The sequence below is a fragment of the Arthrobacter sp. 05L417 genome, assembly GCF_056397865.1.
This window is the reverse complement of sequence record NZ_JBFTOG010000034.1, coordinates 1-16,162: the sequence shown is the minus strand read 5'-3', so window position 1 is coordinate 16,162 and position 16,162 is coordinate 1. Positions and strand designations below refer to the sequence as shown.

The 16,162-nt window shown below is 62.0% G+C and carries 15 protein-coding genes; 2 read left to right on the top strand and 13 right to left on the bottom strand.

Going from position 1 to position 16,162, the window contains the following annotated elements; translation table 11 throughout:
- Positions 1-58 precede the first annotated feature (58 nt).
- The gene (locus tag AC1DJW_RS20095) at positions 59-958 is read left to right on the top strand and encodes a response regulator transcription factor (protein ID WP_476902312.1); all 900 of its coding nucleotides are present in this window, start codon (positions 59-61) and stop codon (positions 956-958) included.
- Between the two features lie 9 nt (positions 959-967).
- Here AC1DJW_RS20095 and AC1DJW_RS20090 read toward each other — a convergent pair whose 3' ends face one another.
- The 13 genes from AC1DJW_RS20090 to AC1DJW_RS20030 form a co-directional block, all read right to left on the bottom strand.
- Complete coding sequence (locus AC1DJW_RS20090; protein ID WP_284754529.1) at positions 968-1,423, bottom strand: Hpt domain-containing protein; 456 nt, start codon at positions 1,421-1,423, stop codon at positions 968-970.
- A gap of 127 nt (positions 1,424-1,550) precedes the next feature.
- The gene (locus AC1DJW_RS20085; RefSeq protein ID WP_284754527.1) at positions 1,551-2,435 is read right to left on the bottom strand and encodes a type II secretion system F family protein; all 885 of its coding nucleotides are present in this window, start codon (positions 2,433-2,435) and stop codon (positions 1,551-1,553) included.
- Between the two features lie 8 nt (positions 2,436-2,443).
- The gene (locus AC1DJW_RS20080; RefSeq protein WP_476902311.1) at positions 2,444-3,376 is read right to left on the bottom strand and encodes a type II secretion system F family protein; all 933 of its coding nucleotides are present in this window, start codon (positions 3,374-3,376) and stop codon (positions 2,444-2,446) included.
- Between the two features lie 7 nt (positions 3,377-3,383).
- Positions 3,384-4,895: a TadA family conjugal transfer-associated ATPase gene (locus AC1DJW_RS20075; protein WP_284754525.1), complete on the bottom strand. Its 1,512-nt coding sequence runs from the start codon at positions 4,893-4,895 to the stop codon at positions 3,384-3,386.
- The gene (locus AC1DJW_RS20070) at positions 4,896-6,089 is read right to left on the bottom strand and encodes a CpaE/TadZ family protein (RefSeq protein ID WP_476902310.1); all 1,194 of its coding nucleotides are present in this window, start codon (positions 6,087-6,089) and stop codon (positions 4,896-4,898) included.
- Positions 6,086-6,859 carry a Flp pilus assembly protein CpaB gene (cpaB, locus tag AC1DJW_RS20065; protein ID WP_284754521.1) on the bottom strand — a complete coding sequence of 258 codons (774 nt, stop codon included), beginning with the start codon at positions 6,857-6,859 and terminating at the stop codon, positions 6,086-6,088. The genes AC1DJW_RS20070 and cpaB overlap by 4 nt, the downstream gene beginning before the upstream one ends.
- Before the next feature lie 33 nt (positions 6,860-6,892).
- Positions 6,893-7,930 (bottom strand): pilus assembly protein TadG-related protein, encoded by a 1,038-nt coding sequence (locus AC1DJW_RS20060; protein ID WP_390278125.1) that lies wholly within the window; start codon positions 7,928-7,930, stop codon positions 6,893-6,895.
- A complete protein-coding gene (locus AC1DJW_RS20055; protein WP_390278122.1) occupies positions 7,918-8,292 on the bottom strand; it encodes a TadE/TadG family type IV pilus assembly protein in 375 nt (124 codons plus the stop codon). Before AC1DJW_RS20055 ends, AC1DJW_RS20060 begins: the two co-directional genes overlap by 13 nt.
- 126 nt (positions 8,293-8,418) lie before the next feature.
- Positions 8,419-8,646: a Flp family type IVb pilin gene (locus tag AC1DJW_RS20050; protein WP_390278120.1), complete on the bottom strand. Its 228-nt coding sequence runs from the start codon at positions 8,644-8,646 to the stop codon at positions 8,419-8,421.
- A 47-nt stretch (positions 8,647-8,693) separates the two neighbouring features.
- On the bottom strand, positions 8,694-8,918 hold the full coding sequence (locus AC1DJW_RS20045) for a Flp family type IVb pilin (protein WP_284754514.1): 225 nt from the start codon (positions 8,916-8,918) through the stop codon (positions 8,694-8,696).
- 715 nt (positions 8,919-9,633) lie between these two features.
- Positions 9,634-12,417: a PEP/pyruvate-binding domain-containing protein gene (locus tag AC1DJW_RS20040; protein ID WP_476902309.1), complete on the bottom strand. Its 2,784-nt coding sequence runs from the start codon at positions 12,415-12,417 to the stop codon at positions 9,634-9,636.
- A 99-nt stretch (positions 12,418-12,516) separates the two neighbouring features.
- Positions 12,517-13,182: a PAS and ANTAR domain-containing protein gene (locus tag AC1DJW_RS20035; protein ID WP_476902308.1), complete on the bottom strand. Its 666-nt coding sequence runs from the start codon at positions 13,180-13,182 to the stop codon at positions 12,517-12,519.
- 225 nt (positions 13,183-13,407) lie between these two features.
- Entirely contained in the window at positions 13,408-14,370 is a 963-nt protein-coding gene (locus AC1DJW_RS20030; RefSeq protein WP_284754511.1) for a plastocyanin/azurin family copper-binding protein, read from the bottom strand.
- 420 nt (positions 14,371-14,790) lie between these two features.
- On the opposite strand from AC1DJW_RS20030, the gene AC1DJW_RS20025 reads away from it, so the two are divergent.
- Entirely contained in the window at positions 14,791-15,846 is a 1,056-nt protein-coding gene (locus tag AC1DJW_RS20025; RefSeq protein ID WP_476902307.1) for an LCP family protein, read from the top strand.
- Positions 15,847-16,162: the final 316 nt, after the last annotated feature.

Sequence of the window (16,162 nt, the reverse complement as noted above, 5' to 3'; positions counted from 1 at the left end):
GTGAAACTTCCCGCATTGCGCTGGGCTGTGCGGCGGTCTGTGCCCACGAGGATGTCCAATGAGCGAGCCTGGGGTAGCTGTTGTCATTGAGGATGACGAAGATGTGCGGAATTTGGTTGACGCCATCCTCAAAGAAGCTGGATTCGTGGTGCACTCTGCCGCCACCGGACGCGAAGGCGTCGAAGTCGTGCGGGATCACCACGCCTCCGTAGTAACTCTCGACGTCGGGCTTCCGGATATGGACGGCCACGAGGTCCTGCGGCGAATTCGGCAATTCAGCGACGCATATGTGTTGATGCTGACGGCCAGGCGCGACGAGCCGGACACCTTGACGGCTTTCCTGACCGGCGCCGACGACTACGTCAAGAAACCGTTCTTGCCGCGTGAATTGAGGGCCCGGGTCACAGCCATGATGAGGCGGCCACGCACGGAAGGTGCTTACGGGGGTCCCGCCCGTTCAGACGGGCCCGACGGCGGTGCTTACGGGCCCGACGGCGGTTTGGCCGGGGCCGGTTTGGCCGTCACCGGTTCGGCCGGCGGTTCAGGCGGCGCCGGTTTGGCCGGACCGGCCGCAACCGGTTCGGCCGGCGGTTCGGCCGGAGCCGGTTCGGGCGGCGCCGAGCAAGCGGTGATCCGGCACAATGGCTTGGCCCTGAACTACAAATCACGCATGGTGACGCTTCAAGGTTCAGTCCTGACCTTGACGCGGAGCGAGTTCGATCTGCTCTACGACTTGCTTCGGGCCAAAGGCGAAGTGCGGACGCGCGCGGACCTCGTGCGGGCGGCGCGCGGTGACTACTACGACGACGATGCGTACATCAGCGACGCCGACGAACGGGCTGTGGAGACCCACATTGGGAACCTCCGCCGAAAGCTCCGTGAAGATCCACAATCGCCGCGCTTTCTAGAGACTGTTCGAGGAGTCGGGTATCGACTCACACCGAAAAGACCGGACTAGGCGGGCACGTTAATCGTTCCTGAGTACGTAGCTGTCCTTTAGTTCCTGGACCGTTAGGTGCCCGCATTCCGCAACTTCCTTGAGGAGGGGCCGGGCCTCACGCAATTCACTTTTTCGAATGCGTTCCTCCAGTTGCGCTGCAAGTACCGCAAGGCGGACACCGCCAACCATGATGGAGGAGGTCCTGAGGCTGAGGACCGCGTTCAGGGCCGCGGCCACGTCACCGCGCTCGACGGCGGACGCCAGGATTTCGTATCGCTTCGCCCAGAGTTTTGCGAAGTCGCCGGCAAACGTTCGTGCGATCAGCGGATTGTCTACTTGGTCTTCCAGGAGTTGGAATTCCGCGAGGTCCAGTATGGGATGTTCGGCAAGCGGGACGATGGGCAGCCCAACGGAATCGTCATCCGAGCCCGGATGGCTCGGATCCGAACCCTCGTTGACCTCGCTAGAACCTGAACTGAACATAAGCCCAATGCTACTTTCTGAATTCCGGAAAAACCGAACTTTTGCCCATCTTAAGGAAATCTTAGGCCTTTCTTGATTTAACCCCTTTTCATGCGGTGCACCCAATTCGGAGAATGTGATATCGCGCTCAGCCTCCGCTGAAGGTGGCTATAGCGTTGATCACAGCCGGCCCCAGGATGGCGATGAACAGCACTGGGAAGATAAAGAGCAGAAGCGGGAAGAGGACCATCACGGGAAGCTTCATGGCCTTCTCCTCGGCCCGTTGGCGACGCTTCACCCGCATCACCTTCGCTTGGACCCTCAAGACCCGGCTGATGGCAATGCCGTAAGTATCCGCTTGGATCACGGCCTGCACGAAGCTTCGGAGCTCCGGCACGTTGGTACGTTCGGCGAGTGCCAGATAGGACTCGCGGCGGCTCCGTCCAACCTGCATGTCCTGCAACGTCCGCACCAACTCCTCAGCCAAGGGTCCTTTGCCATTTTCGCCCGCGCGAGCCATTGCTCCTTCAAAACCTAGGCCCGCCTCGACCGATATAAGCATTTGGTCCATAGTATTTGCGAGTTCCAATTGCATGGCTTTTTGGCGCTCTTGTCCTTTGCTGTACAGCATTAGGTCCGGGATAAAGTATCCAAGCAATACAACAAATATCCCCACAAGCTTTAGGATTCCGCTTGAGCTGTTGGCGCTGATGAGCCAACCAAAGAGCGCACCGCACAATCCGAGTAGGGGTTTGGCTGCGAGGACCCGTCCCAAAGGGAGCGACGGCGGCCGGCCGGCCAACGAGAGGAGCCGATCCAGCTTCTGGACGTAGCTTCCTGGGGTCACTCGGTAGCCAATCAGTTCGAGTGCACCGCTCCGACTCTGTGGGCCGGCCTCGGCAATGTTTTCCCCCCGCGCCAGAAGCTCGCGCACGACGCGTTGGGCTTTGCGGTCAACCGACAGGACTGACCAAGCGAGGTAGGCAATAGGCAGGGGCACGAGGAGCAAGGAAAGGAGGAGAGAGGGATTCACGAGTCACCTCAAAACTTTAAGTCGATGATCTTGCGCATCCAGAGGCCGCCGATGGTCATGAGAATGACTGACAACCCAATCATTCCCCAACCAAGCGGCTGGCTGAACATCACATTCATGTAGCCGGGATTGACAACCAAGAGCATGGTCACGATGCCGAAGGGAAGCGCCATCAGGATGTATCCCGAGAACTTTCCTTCCGCGGCCAAGGATTTGATATGTCCCTTGATCTCGCTGCGTTCGCGTATGGTCTCATTCACTTGGTCCAGGACCTCTGCAAGGTTGCCGCCCACCTCACGGTTGATTTGGATGGCTTGCGCTATCCACACAAAGTCTTCGCTCCGCATTCGCTCCGCAGTATCGTTCAGCGATGCCTCAAGATCACGGCCGAGGCTTGTCTCTGTAATGATCCGACGCATCTCCTCGGCCGTGGGGCTCGCCGACTCGGCGGCCGCCGCGTCAATGGCGCGCAGTATGCTGTGCCCGGCCCGCAGGCCACCGGACAGTAGTTGGAGGGTGTCGCCGAGCTGAGCATCGAATTTTGCACGCCTTTTGCCGGCCATGGAGCCAAGGAGGAGTCGTGCCACGAAGGGTGCCAGGATAAAGAACAGGAAGGCCAAAAACGGACCGCCGACGACGAGCCCGATCAAGGCGCCCACGAATGCACCGGCAATTACCAGGATGAAGAAATCCGCCTGGCTCATTCGCAGTCCGGCGTTCTCCAGTTCTTCACGGTTGAAAAGCCGGACGTTGCGCCTGGTCAGGACCCCGTGAACGACCTCGGCGGTAGAACCAGCAAAGCGCGTCAGCTGGGAGCCTGAGCCTACTTGGTAGGGCCGTCTCCGATCCAGCGGAACTTCCGGGGTTTTCGGCAAGATCACGGCCACCCCGAAGAGCAGGATGGCTGAAAGCATCAAAGCGGTTCCGATCAAGAGAATCATGTTTCGTTCACGTCCTTGCTGCTGGTGCCAAGGGAGCGGCAAATACGCCAGGAGAAACGCGAATGCCCAAGTCATCGAAGCGATCGATGAACCGTGGACGGATACCCGTTGGGACGGGCCTTCCAAGGAACATGCCATGGTTGTCAACACCGGCCGAGTAGTCGAAAACAAAAGCGTCTTGGAGGGTGACAATGTCGCCTTCCATGCCTTGAACCTCAGTTACATGCGTGATGCGGCGCGTTCCGTCCCGCAACCGGGAGATTTGGATGATGAGATTCACGGCGGAGGCAATTTGCTCGCGGATCGCTCGCAATGGCAGGTCCATGCCTGCCATGAGCACCAGGGTTTCGAGGCGCGCAACGGCGTCGCGAGGGGAATTTGAGTGCACCGTGGAGAGGGAACCGTCGTGACCCGTGTTCATCGCCTGCAGCATGTCGAGGGATTCTCCGCCGCGGACCTCGCCGACGACTATCCTGTCCGGCCGCATACGGAGAGAGTTCCTGAGCAACTCCCTGATGGTCACTTCCCCCTTGCCTTCCGTGTTCGGCGGCCTGCTCTCAAGCCTGACCACATGTTGCTGTTGGATCTGCAGTTCTACGGCGTCCTCAATGGTGACGATGCGGTTGTCCTCCGGAATGAAGGAAGAAAGGACATTCAACAGCGTGGTCTTGCCGGTTCCAGTACCTCCGGAAACAATGATGTTCAGCTTTGCCTTGACGCATGCATTGAGGAGTTCGGCCATCTCAGGCGTGAGCGTGCCGAAATCGATCAGGTTCCTGATGGTCAACGGTATTTTGCTGAACTTTCGTATGGTCAGCGACGAACCGCCCACCGCAAGCGGAGGGATCACGGCGTTCACGCGCGAACCGTCTTCAAGTCGCGCGTCAACGAGGGGCGATGACTCGTCGATCCTGCGGCCCACCTTCGAAACGATGCGTTCAATGACCCTCCGGAGATGGTCCTCGGAGCTGAATCCGGAATCCGTCAGGGTGAGCTTGCCTTTTCGTTCGACGTAGATCTGGTCCATCCTGTTGACCATGATTTCGGTGACCTCCGGATCGTCCAGCAAACGTTGGAGCGGCCCATAGCCAAGGACATCGTCTGCCACGTCCGCCACGAGCCTGCTGCGCTCGTCCGCGGACAGTGGGACCTGCTCGGCGTCGATGATCCGGGTGAGCTCTTCCCGGGCCGTTGACCGCAGCTCATGTTCGCTCACGCTCGAGTCGTTGAACCGCGCCCCGAGCCGCTCGAACAATGCGGTAGCCGCGCGACGCTTGAGGGCAGCGAAGGCGTCCACCGGTTGCTGGGCTCGAGGTTTCGGCGACTCCGGGAGGTCGGAAAGCTTCACTGAAGTGTGGGGTTTTGCGACGCCGCCGGGCTTCCCCGTGGGAAGTGGGCGGACTTGCTGCGTGGACTCAGCGAACGTCGGCTTAGGCGTAAAAAGCGTGCTCGGGTCCCCTGGGCCGAGGGATGCTTCGGCTATGTCCTCGGCAGCATGCAGGCGTTCAGACAGCTTCATCTAGACCACTACCCTTCTGTGCAGTTTGCGCTGCGCCGTGGCACGCCACGTTGGATTGAAGCGCTCGACAAGTTGCTTGAGTCCCTTGACGGCCGGATCCTTCACCGCATCCTGGAGCACGGGGATGCCGCGGTTGGTTGAGAACGCCACGGCTTTCGATCGCGGGATACTCACGTCTACCGGAGCACCGACTGTAGATTCGACGTCCTGGACCGACAGCCCGGACTTGGAATCAGCCATGTTGAGCACCACGTGCCGGGTTTCGGGCAGCAGGTTCAGCCTGCGGAGTATGTCCAGGCCGGAGCGAAGGCCACGGACGCTTGGAACATCCATGCCCGTCACCCAGACAGCATCCGAGCATTGCTCGAGGGCAGCAAGCCCGATTTCGGGTAGTCCGGGTGCCGTGTCCACCACCACGTATTGGAACTCTTGAGCCAGCTGTTCGAGGAGCCGGCTCACCTGTTCCGGCGAGATCTCGTCTGCTTCGACGGGGTCCTTCGGCGCGCACAAGGCATAGATATTTGCCGGGTGGACCGTGAGAAAGGCCTTGAGCACCAGCGAATCCTGGCTGGCCGAAGGAGTGACTGCGTCCGTGACAGTGTGCTCCGGATTAAGGTAGAGCCCCGAGGCGACGTCACCGAATTGCAAGTCCAGATCCACGATCACAACGCTCATCGGCGCAATCTTGCCGAGCCCCACGGCGATGTTTGTGGCGATGGTGGTCTTGCCCACGCCGCCTTTGGGCGAAAAGACGCCGATCACCAAACCTCGCGGGGAGCCCGCTTGCTTGGATTCCCCTGTGCGCCGTCGGCTGGCGAAAGACTGACAGGCGCGCTCAAGCATGATCCGTATCTGGGCCAGGTCCGCATCCGGGCTCATGATGTCACGGATGCCGGACCGCATGGCTTGGAGGACGAATGCGGGATCCAGTTCGCTGACAAGGATCACGCTCAGTTCCGGCAACTGCACATCGAAAACCGTGGCCAGGCGAAGAGCGTCCTCCACGGGCACGCCAGGTCCCAGAATCAGCACTTCGAGTTGTTCCTGATTCAGGGCGCCAAAGAGCTCGGCCGGGTCGGCCGGCAAAACGCTCGTGAAGAAGGTCTGCACGCTTCCGGGCAGGCCGCCCGCGACAGCTTGGCGCAACCGCTGGTCAAAGTCGGTGTTGGGGGTTATCAGGACAAAACGGCTCACCTGTATACCCCGCTCTGCTGGATGACGGTGGGGCCGCTGTCTTTGGCATCCAACGGCTCTTTGCTCAACCAGATCTTGGCGTACTCGGCGGCGAAGACAATCTTGGCTGCGTCCACGTCACTTACCGCAACGGTCAGCAAGAGGGAACCGGTGGGAAGGCTTGTATCGCCCGAGTTGACCGCGCCACCAGAGCCGGGAGTCGGCGTCGGCTGCTGGCTTGCGGTCGCTTGGGGGGCGCGCTGGACCGCGGTCAGAAGAACCTTGGGGATGGTCAATTGGGTGGTCCCTTTGTCCGACTTCGAGTCACTTCCGCCGCTGGACATGGAGATGAAAATGCCAACATGGTCGCCGGGAACGAGTCGTCCTCCGACCACCCGCTGGGGTTCCAGTTGAAACGAGACCTCTTGAAGCCCTGCGGGCACCTTGACATCCCCCGGGGTCTTGAGTGCATCCGGGGCCACCAAACGTTCGGCCACCAAGGTCTCGCCAGGGACGAGGTCGACGGCGGCGACCTTGCCTGCCGAGTCCCCCAGGGAGTGCAGCGCCGACGCAGGGACGGCCGATTCCGGCAATTGCTGGGTCACGATTGAATCCTTCATGGCGTCCACGGATGTGCCGGCCGGGATGGGCGCCTTGACTACCAAGACGTCAACCGGGGCAAGGTTCTGGACTGCCCGCTGATCCGCTCCTTGCGCGTAGGAGAATACGAGAATCACCCCGACGACGGCCAGCAGTGCCGCTGCCGATCCGGCCAACAAGCGTGACTTCACTTCGGACTCCTGTACTCAAAAAATGGATGAAAACTAGTTGGTGAGGCGCACAATGGTGGCCCCAAAAGCGTCTACCGGGCCCAGCGTGTAGCCATCCGCCAGCGAGACGTACTTGACGAAACTTCCGATGATTCCGCGGCAGTTTCCGTTGCAGGAAACTGCCGCAGGGACATAGGAATTTGTGTTGTGGAAACTGTCTGGAAGATTGTTGTTGCCGCTGAATGTCCACCCGGTCACTTTGAATGCGGCGAAGGACACCAGATGGTAGATTGCGCCGGCTCCCGTGCCGGTGACGGCGTCGAAGACCGGAAGCAGGACGATGACGTCGCGGCCAGCGTTGATGGTGTCGGCCCACTTTTGAAGGGTGGTGGCGCAGTTACCCGGCGAACTGTTTCCGGGGGCGCTGCCGCCTTCGCTGACCGCGAGGTTTATCGTGCCGCCGCACACACCGGTGTCTTGGACTAACCAGCCGTATCCGCCGGCAACCGCCGCGCCTGAAGGGCCGTAATTGCAGCTGGGGTTGGCACCGGTGCCGTGATCCTGAAGAAGCTGGAGCGCTCCCCCGATGTATCCCTGGACCTGGCAAATGGAATACGCGAGGGGAAAGGCGGTTCTGCCCGCGACGGCGCTCCCCCACTGAACATTGGACGTGGTCACAACATTGCTCGTGCTGAAGCCCAGGACGCGCGCGAACAAGAGCGAGACGGTATTCGGCGGGCCACCCGCCTGCTGGGCACCCGCGGTCACGGTGACTTTCCGGTTGGTCAGGTCCAGGTTGATCGACTTGATGTTGCCCAGGCCGTCGTTTGCGTTCTTATTGGCCATGTCGCTGGCGACCGGGGACGTGGTGGAGCAATTCGGATCGCTCGTATTCGCGGCGCATTTCTGCGCCACGGCGAGGGCGGCGGCGTCGGCTCCGTTCTGTACTTGCGCCTTTTCCGAGTACAGCATTCCCGCATCCACGGCGAGGGCGGCAAACCCGAGGAGCACCACCAGCAAGAGCGCGACGAGGACGGCGACCGCACCGCGCTCGCCGTCGTCGCCGTCGTCGCGGACCATCAGCCGCCGCATACCATGACTCCTACTCCTTGCATCGGGAAGGGCCCCGCGATTCCCGTGAGGGTGCTGAGTGTGTACTTGATGGTCACGGACATCTGGGCTCCGGACGTGCAACTGGCCGCACTGAAGGTGAAGTTCGTATCTGCCAGCCCCGGGTTCAACGACACGGCGGCGTTCTTCGCAGCTGTCTTGGCGGCCGTTTGGTCATTAGAGATTGCCATGACACGGACTCCTTCCCGGGCTGCGTTTGAGAGCGACACTTGAACGTTGTAAGCCCTGCCGTATTCCATGATGCCCAGCAGCAACATGATCAGGAGCGGTGCGAGGATGGCGAACTCGACTGCCACGGCACCGCGCTCTGAAGCCCTCGGCATGATGTTGCCTTCCCAGAGAACGGATTGTTCGAATCAAGCAGAGTGGCGGCCGCCTGAATGCCGCCGCCACTCGGGAATTGCTTGGTGTGCCCCGAATTGCCTCCCGGGCACTGTGCAATGCAACTTCTAGGTGCAGGTGCCGGTACCGCCTGAAGTGGTGGCGGCCGCCCAGGCCTTGCCGCTGACTGAACACTGGACCTGGGAGAACGTCTCCCTGACCGTGCTGCCCAGCAACGTGACAGCGGCGATGATGACCACTGCGATGAGAGCGACCATGATGCCGTATTCGACGGCGGTCGCGCCGGTTTCGTCACGCCGCGCGTGAGAAACAGACTTTTGGAAAGCGGAAAGCATTGAAGCTCCTTGTTGTCTGGTACGAACGGGCGGGAGAAGCGAACGTCCTAGCTGCAGGTGGCCTTACCGGCGCCTGATCCAGCGGAGAAGGTCTTGCCGGCCACTGAGCACTGGACCTTGGTGAACGTGTCTTGGACCGTCCCACCCAGCAACGTGACGGCGGCGATGATGACAACGGCGATAAGGGCAACCATGATGCCGTATTCGACGGCGGTGGCGCCCTTTTCGTCACGACGGATCCGGGATGCGGCATTGGAGAAGAAAGCAAACATGTGAAACTCCTGAGCGAGTTGGGGAATGTGGGCTGGTCCAGCACCAGCTCTCTAGCAACATAGCAACGCCCGATACCCCATGGCGCAGACCTTGGGACATCCTGTGGGAAGACTCGCGATCCTGCGCATTTCTTGGGTTAAACCTAGGGAAACCCTGCAATCCTGGGCTTCCTGCCGAGCGCGACGCTCGCTCACATATATGCCCAAATCCCCGGACCCTCGCTCAGATCAAATGAGCGAGCGTCCGCCGAAAAGACCCCAAAAGTGAGCGAGCGTCCTGGAGGGGAACACACCAAAGGTGAGACAACCGCGCAACCGGCCTGCCGCCGTCGGGCCCCACCCGGACGCTCGCTCACATATATGCCCAAATCCCAGAACGCTCACTCAGATATATGCCCAAATCCCCGGACCCTCGCTCAGACATACGGCCAAATCCCCGGACGCTCGCTCAGATCAAATGAGCGAGCGTCCGCCGAAAAGACCTCAAAAGTGAGCGAGCGTCCTGGAGGGGAACACACCAGAGGCGAGACAACCGCACAACAGGACTGCCGCCGTCGGGCCCCACCCGGACGCTCGCTCACATATACGACCAAATCCCAGGACCCTCGCTCAGATATATGCCCAAATTCCAGGACGCTCGCTCAGATCAAGTGAGCGAGCGTCCGCCGGAAACGCCCCAAAAGTGAGCGAGCGTCCGGGCGGGAGGGGCGCAAAGCTAGCCGGCTGGGTGCTCGACGGTCACGGTGCCGGCGTCGCCATCGACGGTTATTTGTTGGCCGCTTGTGAGCCGCTGGGTTGCGACTCCGGTGCCGAGCACGGCGGGGATGCCGTACTCCCGGGCCACGATGGAGCTGTGGCTCAACGGGCCGCCGACGTCGGTGACCACCGCGGAGGCCATCGCGAACAGCGAGGTCCACGCGGGAGTGGTGATGCGCGCAACCAGGACCTCCCCGGGTGCCATCTGGCCGAAATCCTGGGGGCCTCCGAGGACGCGCGCAGGGGCACTGACCCGGCCGGCACTGGCGCCGACCCCTTTGATGACGTCGCCCTGCTGCTCCTGGGAGCGTGCCGGCATCATTGATTCGAAAGTGCGCTTCATCCAGCGGGTCTCCGGCAGGAGTTGCGGGGCAGCCGCCTTGGCCTGGCCCCGCCAAAGCATCTTGCGCTCCTCGACGACGTCGGCACGGACGGGGCGCGCCGCCCCAGTGATTGCCACAGCCACCGCTGCGAGCGGTTCCGCCGTGCCCGGCGGTTGCGGCGCGGCGAGGCCGAACTCGACGGCGCTTTGCAGTTCCTGCTGGCGCAGCCAGAACACGTCGGCGGGGCGGGCGATAACGCCGGAGTAGACCAGCCGTTGTCCGAGTTCGAGCAGCATCCGCCGGATCAGCGGCCAAGCGAGCCCGACGTCGGCCAGGGCGTCTTCGCGGACCGGTGCGGACTTCTGCGCCCACCGGAGCAGGCGGATGAACGGCGCCCGGCGACTCCGCCCGAGCCGGGTCCGTCCGAGCCGGGCGAGTATTCGCTCGGTTTGGTCCTCTCGCCGGGCGGCCGAGAGCCGCTGGCGCTCATGCGGGTCGTTGCCTTGTCCCCGCAGGTAGAACTTCACCGTGTCCAGCAACGCCGAAGGATCGTCCGCCGGCACCGGGCTGGCGAAGTCCAGGTTGTAGACCGCATGGCCGAACCGATCGAGATGGGCCTGGAAGCGGGGACGCCACTGCTGCCAAAGTGCCGGGTCCATGCTGGCAGGAGGGAGCCATCCCCTCTGCGACTCGGCCAGTGCAGCCGTCGGTTGCTTGAGGATTGCCGAGGCGAGCCCCTCGATCTCCCGGGCCCAAGACGCGAGGTCGTATAACGACTTCTCCGCCCGGATTGGTTCACTGTCGTAACCGAGGAGGAATGTCTCGGCAGGGGGATCTCCCGCGCGCCGGATGAGTTTGTCGTAATAGGCCCGGAAGGAGATTTCGCTCGTGGCGGCGATCGGAATGACTGACTCCACGGCCGTGTAGTACACGGTTCCCGCGTCCAGCAACGTCCGGACACCCTCAAGCAGTTCCTCTCCCGAAAGCTCCCCCATGGACTTTGCCGACCAGTCCTTGAGCACCTGCTTGTAGCGCGGATGCGAGAATTCCTCCCAACCCGTCACGCCCATGTGCGCCTTGCCTCGAGCCAGGGCGAGCATGGCCCCCGGCGCCTTGGCCATCACTCGCCACATTGCCGCGCTGCGGTAGTAGTAATAGGCGTAACCGTTGATGGTGGGCAGTCCGACGTCGCCGTCCCTGACGACTTCGCTGCCGACTGCTTCGTTCATCAGGGACTTGAGCGAGCGGGTCACCGAGCCGTCGATGAGGTCGGCGAACAGCGGCGACAAGGGATCCGGCAGTTGTTCCACGATGCTCGCCCGGAAATAGAGACCCCTCGGATAGGGCAAAGGCCAGGTGTCCGGGGTGTCAGCTACAGGTTCAGGCAGTGCCGTGATGGGCCGGGATTGCAACATGAAGAAATTGCCATCGGCTCGTGCCCACTCGATGTCCTGCGGAGTTCCGAAGTAGTCCGAAATCCGTGTTCCATAGCGGGCCAGCGCGGCGGCAGCTTCGTCGTCGAGCACGGCCCGGTTGCGAAGCGCCGCAGGGACCGGCTGCTCCGTAGTGCCTCCTTGGTCCGCGGCGCGGCGGTCCGGCACGACGTCGGCAGCGTGGTCCGCGTAGACGGTCATGACTTCCTTTTCGGCGGTCCGGCGCGAGAGCACGCGGCCCGTTCCCGCTTCGACAACAAGGTCATCCGTAGTGACATTTCCACTGACCACGGACTCCCCCAGCCCCCACGCGGCACTGATCGCGATCTGGTCGCGGCGACCGTTGGCCGGATTGGCGGTGAACATGACCCCGGCAGCCTCGGCCTCGACCATCCGTTGGACAACCACCGCGAGGCGTACATCGCCCGGTGCGATCCCCTCGCGTTCCCGGTAGGCCATGGCACGCGCCGTCCACAAGGAAGACCAGCAATCGATGACTGCCACATCCAGCGCTTCCGCCCCGCGGACATTGAGGTAGGTGTCCTGTTGCCCGGCGAAGCTGGCTGAGGCAAGGTCTTCCGCCGTGGCGGACGAGCGCACCGCAACGGGCGCGCCGTCGTCGCGGTCGCCGCGCTCGCCGTCGACGGCGTCCCGGCCGTCACCGCCGAAGCGAAGCTGTTCATAAGCCGCGGCGAGCTCGTACGCGATGGCCGCGGGCATGGTGCCGCCGGTGAAAAGGTCACGGATTGCGGCCGAGGCGTCTTCGTAATCCTGCGGCACAGCCTCCGCCGGCAGCGTCGCCAGTTCCTGGATGCGCGACTGGATCCCATTGGCATCCACGAAGGCCTCATACGCTGCGGTGGTCAGCACGAACCCCGGAGGGACCGGCAGCCCGGCGCGAACAAGGTTGCCCAGCCCGACTCCCTTGCCGCCGGCCACGGCGACGTCGGCCGCTTGCACATCGGCGAAGTTGTAGATGTAGGTCATGACCCTCGCTCCTTGTCGCGGAGACGCCCTCATCGAGCCTGACTCACAACATACTGCCACGCTGTCGAGCGGGACGCGATGGCTTCGCCGGCTGGCTTCTTACTGCGGGTCCAGCGCGCGTTTTACGGCCGCTTGGTCGCAAGCCTGGAGAACGCGAATGAACTCGTCCATTGCTTCCGGACCCCGATCGGTGTCGGCCACGCGAACAAGGTGGGAGGCGAGGACCGCGACCTTGACGTTCGTCATGCTGCTGCAGCTCACGAGCAGTTTGAACGCGGCGTCGGAGCTAACGAGCAACCGCCCCATCAGGATCCCGCGCGCCTGGTTGATAACGCCCCGCGTAGCATTGGCCCCCGCGACGGCGTCACGGGCCGCCTGCTCGGTTTCGCGCCGCAGCGTGGACGTCAGGTCGATCGTGGTCCCCTCGACCGCGGCGGCCCCAGACGGGCCCAACTTCGCGATCCCCGCCGTCAGCACTCGGCGGACATGTCCCTGCGCGTCAATGATCCGGTGGTAGATGCAGAAGTGTCCGCCGTCGCGGAACACCTGAGCCAGGATCTCCGTGGCCGGCGGCCTGTCATCCGGGTGCTTGTGCGACATCAGCAGATCGAGCGTTGGCACTACTTCCCCGCGCTGGTAGCCGTGGAGATTGAAGAGCCCGTCGGACCATTCCGCTTTCCCCGAGACAGGGTCAAAGAGGAAGGTTCCCGCCAGAAAGCCGGGGGCGCCCAGTGCACTCGAGTACGTATGAGGGCTGTCCAACATGGCTCAAAAACTCATTTCCTAAGCGTGCTTATTAATTCAGCTAAGCGTACAGAATACAGCGCGTACGACGGCGGCACGCACCGTCGGCTCCCGGCCTCACCCGCACCCCGGGGCTTGTTTCCCAGCGGGGCGTTTGTAGCCCCGGAACGGGAAACAAGCCCCGGATATGCAAGAAACTACCACCGGGACGGGAAACAAGCCCCGGCATGCGTTCAAACCAGCAGCTTAGTCCTTCACCACCACCTTGCCGACCATTCCAAAGTAATCGTGGAGTGCGCAGATGTAGTCGTAGACCCCTGCCTTGTTGAACGTCACAGTGAATGTCACACCCGGCGGCAAAATGCCCGAATTGAGCTGTCCGCCCGTGTAATTCGTCGGATCGCCCAGCGGCGGGAACGGGTTGGCAGGCTCGTCACCGAAGGTCACCGTGTGCGGCTCGCCCATGCCGTTGTTCACGAAGCTCACTTTCTCGCCAACGTGGATGACCACCTTTGGCTCGATGAACCGCATGACGCTGGCCACGCCGTCGTCGGCTCCGGCGATCACGGTGTGGTTGTCCGCTTGGTCGCGGGCGTCGCTCCATAGCTGGTAGCCGTCACGGAGGATGGCCCGTTCAGCACGCTCCACCCGGTTGTTGTACTGCTCCTGGCTGTAGGGGTAATCCGTGCCCTTGGCCCGCACGTGGACTGCGCCCTTCATGGCCGCGCCATGCACCAGGCAGTAGTACGTGAAATCGCCCGTATCCGGGAACTTCAAGGTGTAGGAACCAACTTCGGCGAACCCACTGTTCGAAACGTTCGACATCACGCCGGAGTTGTAATAGGAGTGCCCGTCGTAGGACGCGCCGCCCTGCGCGGATATGTAGAGGGGGCTGAAAGGATCAAAGGGTTGCGTGGACTCGATGGTTTGCCCCGTGGCCAGGAACGTGACCGTATGGATTTCGGCCGAGTTGGCCTCCCAGGTGACCTTGTCACCGGCATTGATGTAAATGTTCTTCGGCAAGAAGGACATTCCCTGGATGGCCTGGTCCGACGATTCGGATCCGACCTGGACAGTCCACGTCTTTGCGGATTTGCCACTGTCTGCGACCGCTGTGCCACTGAGTGCGACGGGAAGCATCAGGGCAAGGAGCAAAATCATGAGCGCTCGAAGGCGCGCCAATAGACGGGGTTTTGGATGAGCAGTCATAAGACTCATTCCTTAGGAAAATCTTTGCTGACCGGCTGTTATTAGCCTGGAAATTTTGAGGCGCCGGAGACCATGGCGTCGTTTGACGGTGACTCGGTTTCCTTGAACTTCCCTATGAACTTCAGCTCGCAGCTGCTGCCCCATCCCCCGCATACGGTGCGGCGCCACGGCGTGGGGCCATGCAGGATCCTCCCTTTGCTCGTAGGGATAACGTCCAGTTCCGTGGGCCAAGAGCCCCCCATTACGGAACCGGAAGGACACGGCGAAGCCGGCCCATGTGAAGGCGAGAGATTTATCTCTCATCGTGCTCCTGGAACGTTATTTTGTCGAGACACTGGGACTACACACGGGCTATATTTGTGGCCAAACTGAGGCTTTCCCGGATGCGTATTTAACCCACCTGAGTGGTACTTTCCGGACATGGACAGACGACGGCGACTATGGCTCTCGGCAGGGCTCGCAGTCCTGCTCGCGCTTGTGGTGGTCCTGGCCGCTGTCATCGCCGGATCCGGCAGAACGTCGTCGGGACCTTCGCCCTCAAGCGCCTCCGCGGGCGCAACCGCTACCCGAACTCCGTCCCCCACCAGGTCCCCCACCAAGTCCCCCGCGCCAACCGCTGCCGCACCCGCCCCGCCTACAATCCCTGAGCTTTCCGCCACTCCCATGAACATCCTGGTGATTGGCAGCGACAGCCGTGCGAATGCCAGGGACCAAAACAACCAGACCGTCACAACAGGCCAGTCATCGGACCAACGCTCGGATTGCCTCATGCTGATCCACGTTCCAGCGGACCGGCACAAGGTCTACGGCATTTCGATCATGCGCGACAACTGGGTGGACATCCCGGGCTATGGCGCATCCAAAATCAACGCCAGCCTTGAGGTGGGAGGCATCCCCCTCGTGGTGCGGACCGTAGAGACACTATTGGGCACGCACATAGACCACACCGTCATGCTGGACTTCCAGGGCTTCAAGGTCCTCACGGATGCCCTCGGCGGGATCGACGTCAATGTCACGCTTCCCTTCACGGCGAGCTTTGACACCCACCACACCTTTGTTGCCGGCGTCAATCATTTGGACGGGGAAGCGGCTTTGGAGTTCGTTCGTGAGCGCTACTCGTTCGTGGACGGAGACTACCAGCGCGTGCGCAACCAGCAAACGTTCCTCCGTGCTCTCCTGAGCAAGCTAAGAGGTGGAATCCAGACTCCCGCCGCGGTCCTCGGCTTGGTCAAATTCGCAACCAACTACCTCACGGTGGACCAGGGATACGACCCCGCAGCCGTGGCTATCCTGGCCTACGCACTCCGCACCGTGGACCCGGGAGCCTCCGTCTTCTTCACCCTTCCGACTGCGGGGACGGGCACTTCCCCGGACGGGCAATCGATCGTGCTGCCCGACTACGCGGGGATCGGGCAAGTGGCCGCGGCTCTGCGGGACGATACCCTGCCGGAGTATGTGGCTGCGCACGGTTACTGAGCCGGTGCGGGCTACTCGTTTCCGCTACCTGGAGTCTTGGGGCTTTTGTCTGTCACCACTCGAAGACTACTTGATGGAATCTTTAAGCAATCTTGAACCGAAGCTTGGGGAATCCTTGCGGCTTCCTGAAAAACCTGCCGGAAAGTAGTGGTCATCGGACAGCAAAAGTCCCGGTCTCACGGGCTTCAAGAAACGGAAATTTCATCATGGGTCTCAACCTGAAAACCACCACCGGTAAAGTCATTGCTTCCCTGGCCCTGGTCGGCACAGCTGCCGGCGTGGCGGGACTGGGAACCTACGGTGCCTTCACCTCCAG

Bases quoted from the DNA above. Each gene is read 5' to 3' on its own strand.
- AC1DJW_RS20045 (WP_284754514.1), bottom strand. From the start codon at position 8,918: ATGTTTGCTTTCTTCTCCAATGCCGCATCCCGGATCCGTCGTGACGAA.
- AC1DJW_RS20030 (WP_284754511.1), bottom strand. From the start codon at position 14,370: ATGACTGCTCATCCAAAACCCCGTCTATTGGCGCGCCTTCGAGCGCTC.
- AC1DJW_RS20080 (WP_476902311.1), bottom strand. From the start codon at position 3,376: ATGATTCTCTTGATCGGAACCGCTTTGATGCTTTCAGCCATCCTGCTC.
- AC1DJW_RS20040 (WP_476902309.1), bottom strand. From the start codon at position 12,417: ATGACCTACATCTACAACTTCGCCGATGTGCAAGCGGCCGACGTCGCC.
- AC1DJW_RS20035 (WP_476902308.1), bottom strand. From the start codon at position 13,182: ATGTTGGACAGCCCTCATACGTACTCGAGTGCACTGGGCGCCCCCGGC.
- AC1DJW_RS20025 (WP_476902307.1), top strand. From the start codon at position 14,791: ATGGACAGACGACGGCGACTATGGCTCTCGGCAGGGCTCGCAGTCCTG.
- AC1DJW_RS20090 (WP_284754529.1), bottom strand. From the start codon at position 1,423: ATGTTCAGTTCAGGTTCTAGCGAGGTCAACGAGGGTTCGGATCCGAGC.
- AC1DJW_RS20075 (WP_284754525.1), bottom strand. From the start codon at position 4,895: ATGAAGCTGTCTGAACGCCTGCATGCTGCCGAGGACATAGCCGAAGCA.
- AC1DJW_RS20095 (WP_476902312.1), top strand. From the start codon at position 59: ATGAGCGAGCCTGGGGTAGCTGTTGTCATTGAGGATGACGAAGATGTG.
- AC1DJW_RS20055 (WP_390278122.1), bottom strand. From the start codon at position 8,292: ATGCCGAGGGCTTCAGAGCGCGGTGCCGTGGCAGTCGAGTTCGCCATC.
- AC1DJW_RS20050 (WP_390278120.1), bottom strand. From the start codon at position 8,646: ATGCTTTCCGCTTTCCAAAAGTCTGTTTCTCACGCGCGGCGTGACGAA.
- AC1DJW_RS20060 (WP_390278125.1), bottom strand. From the start codon at position 7,930: ATGCGGCGGCTGATGGTCCGCGACGACGGCGACGACGGCGAGCGCGGT.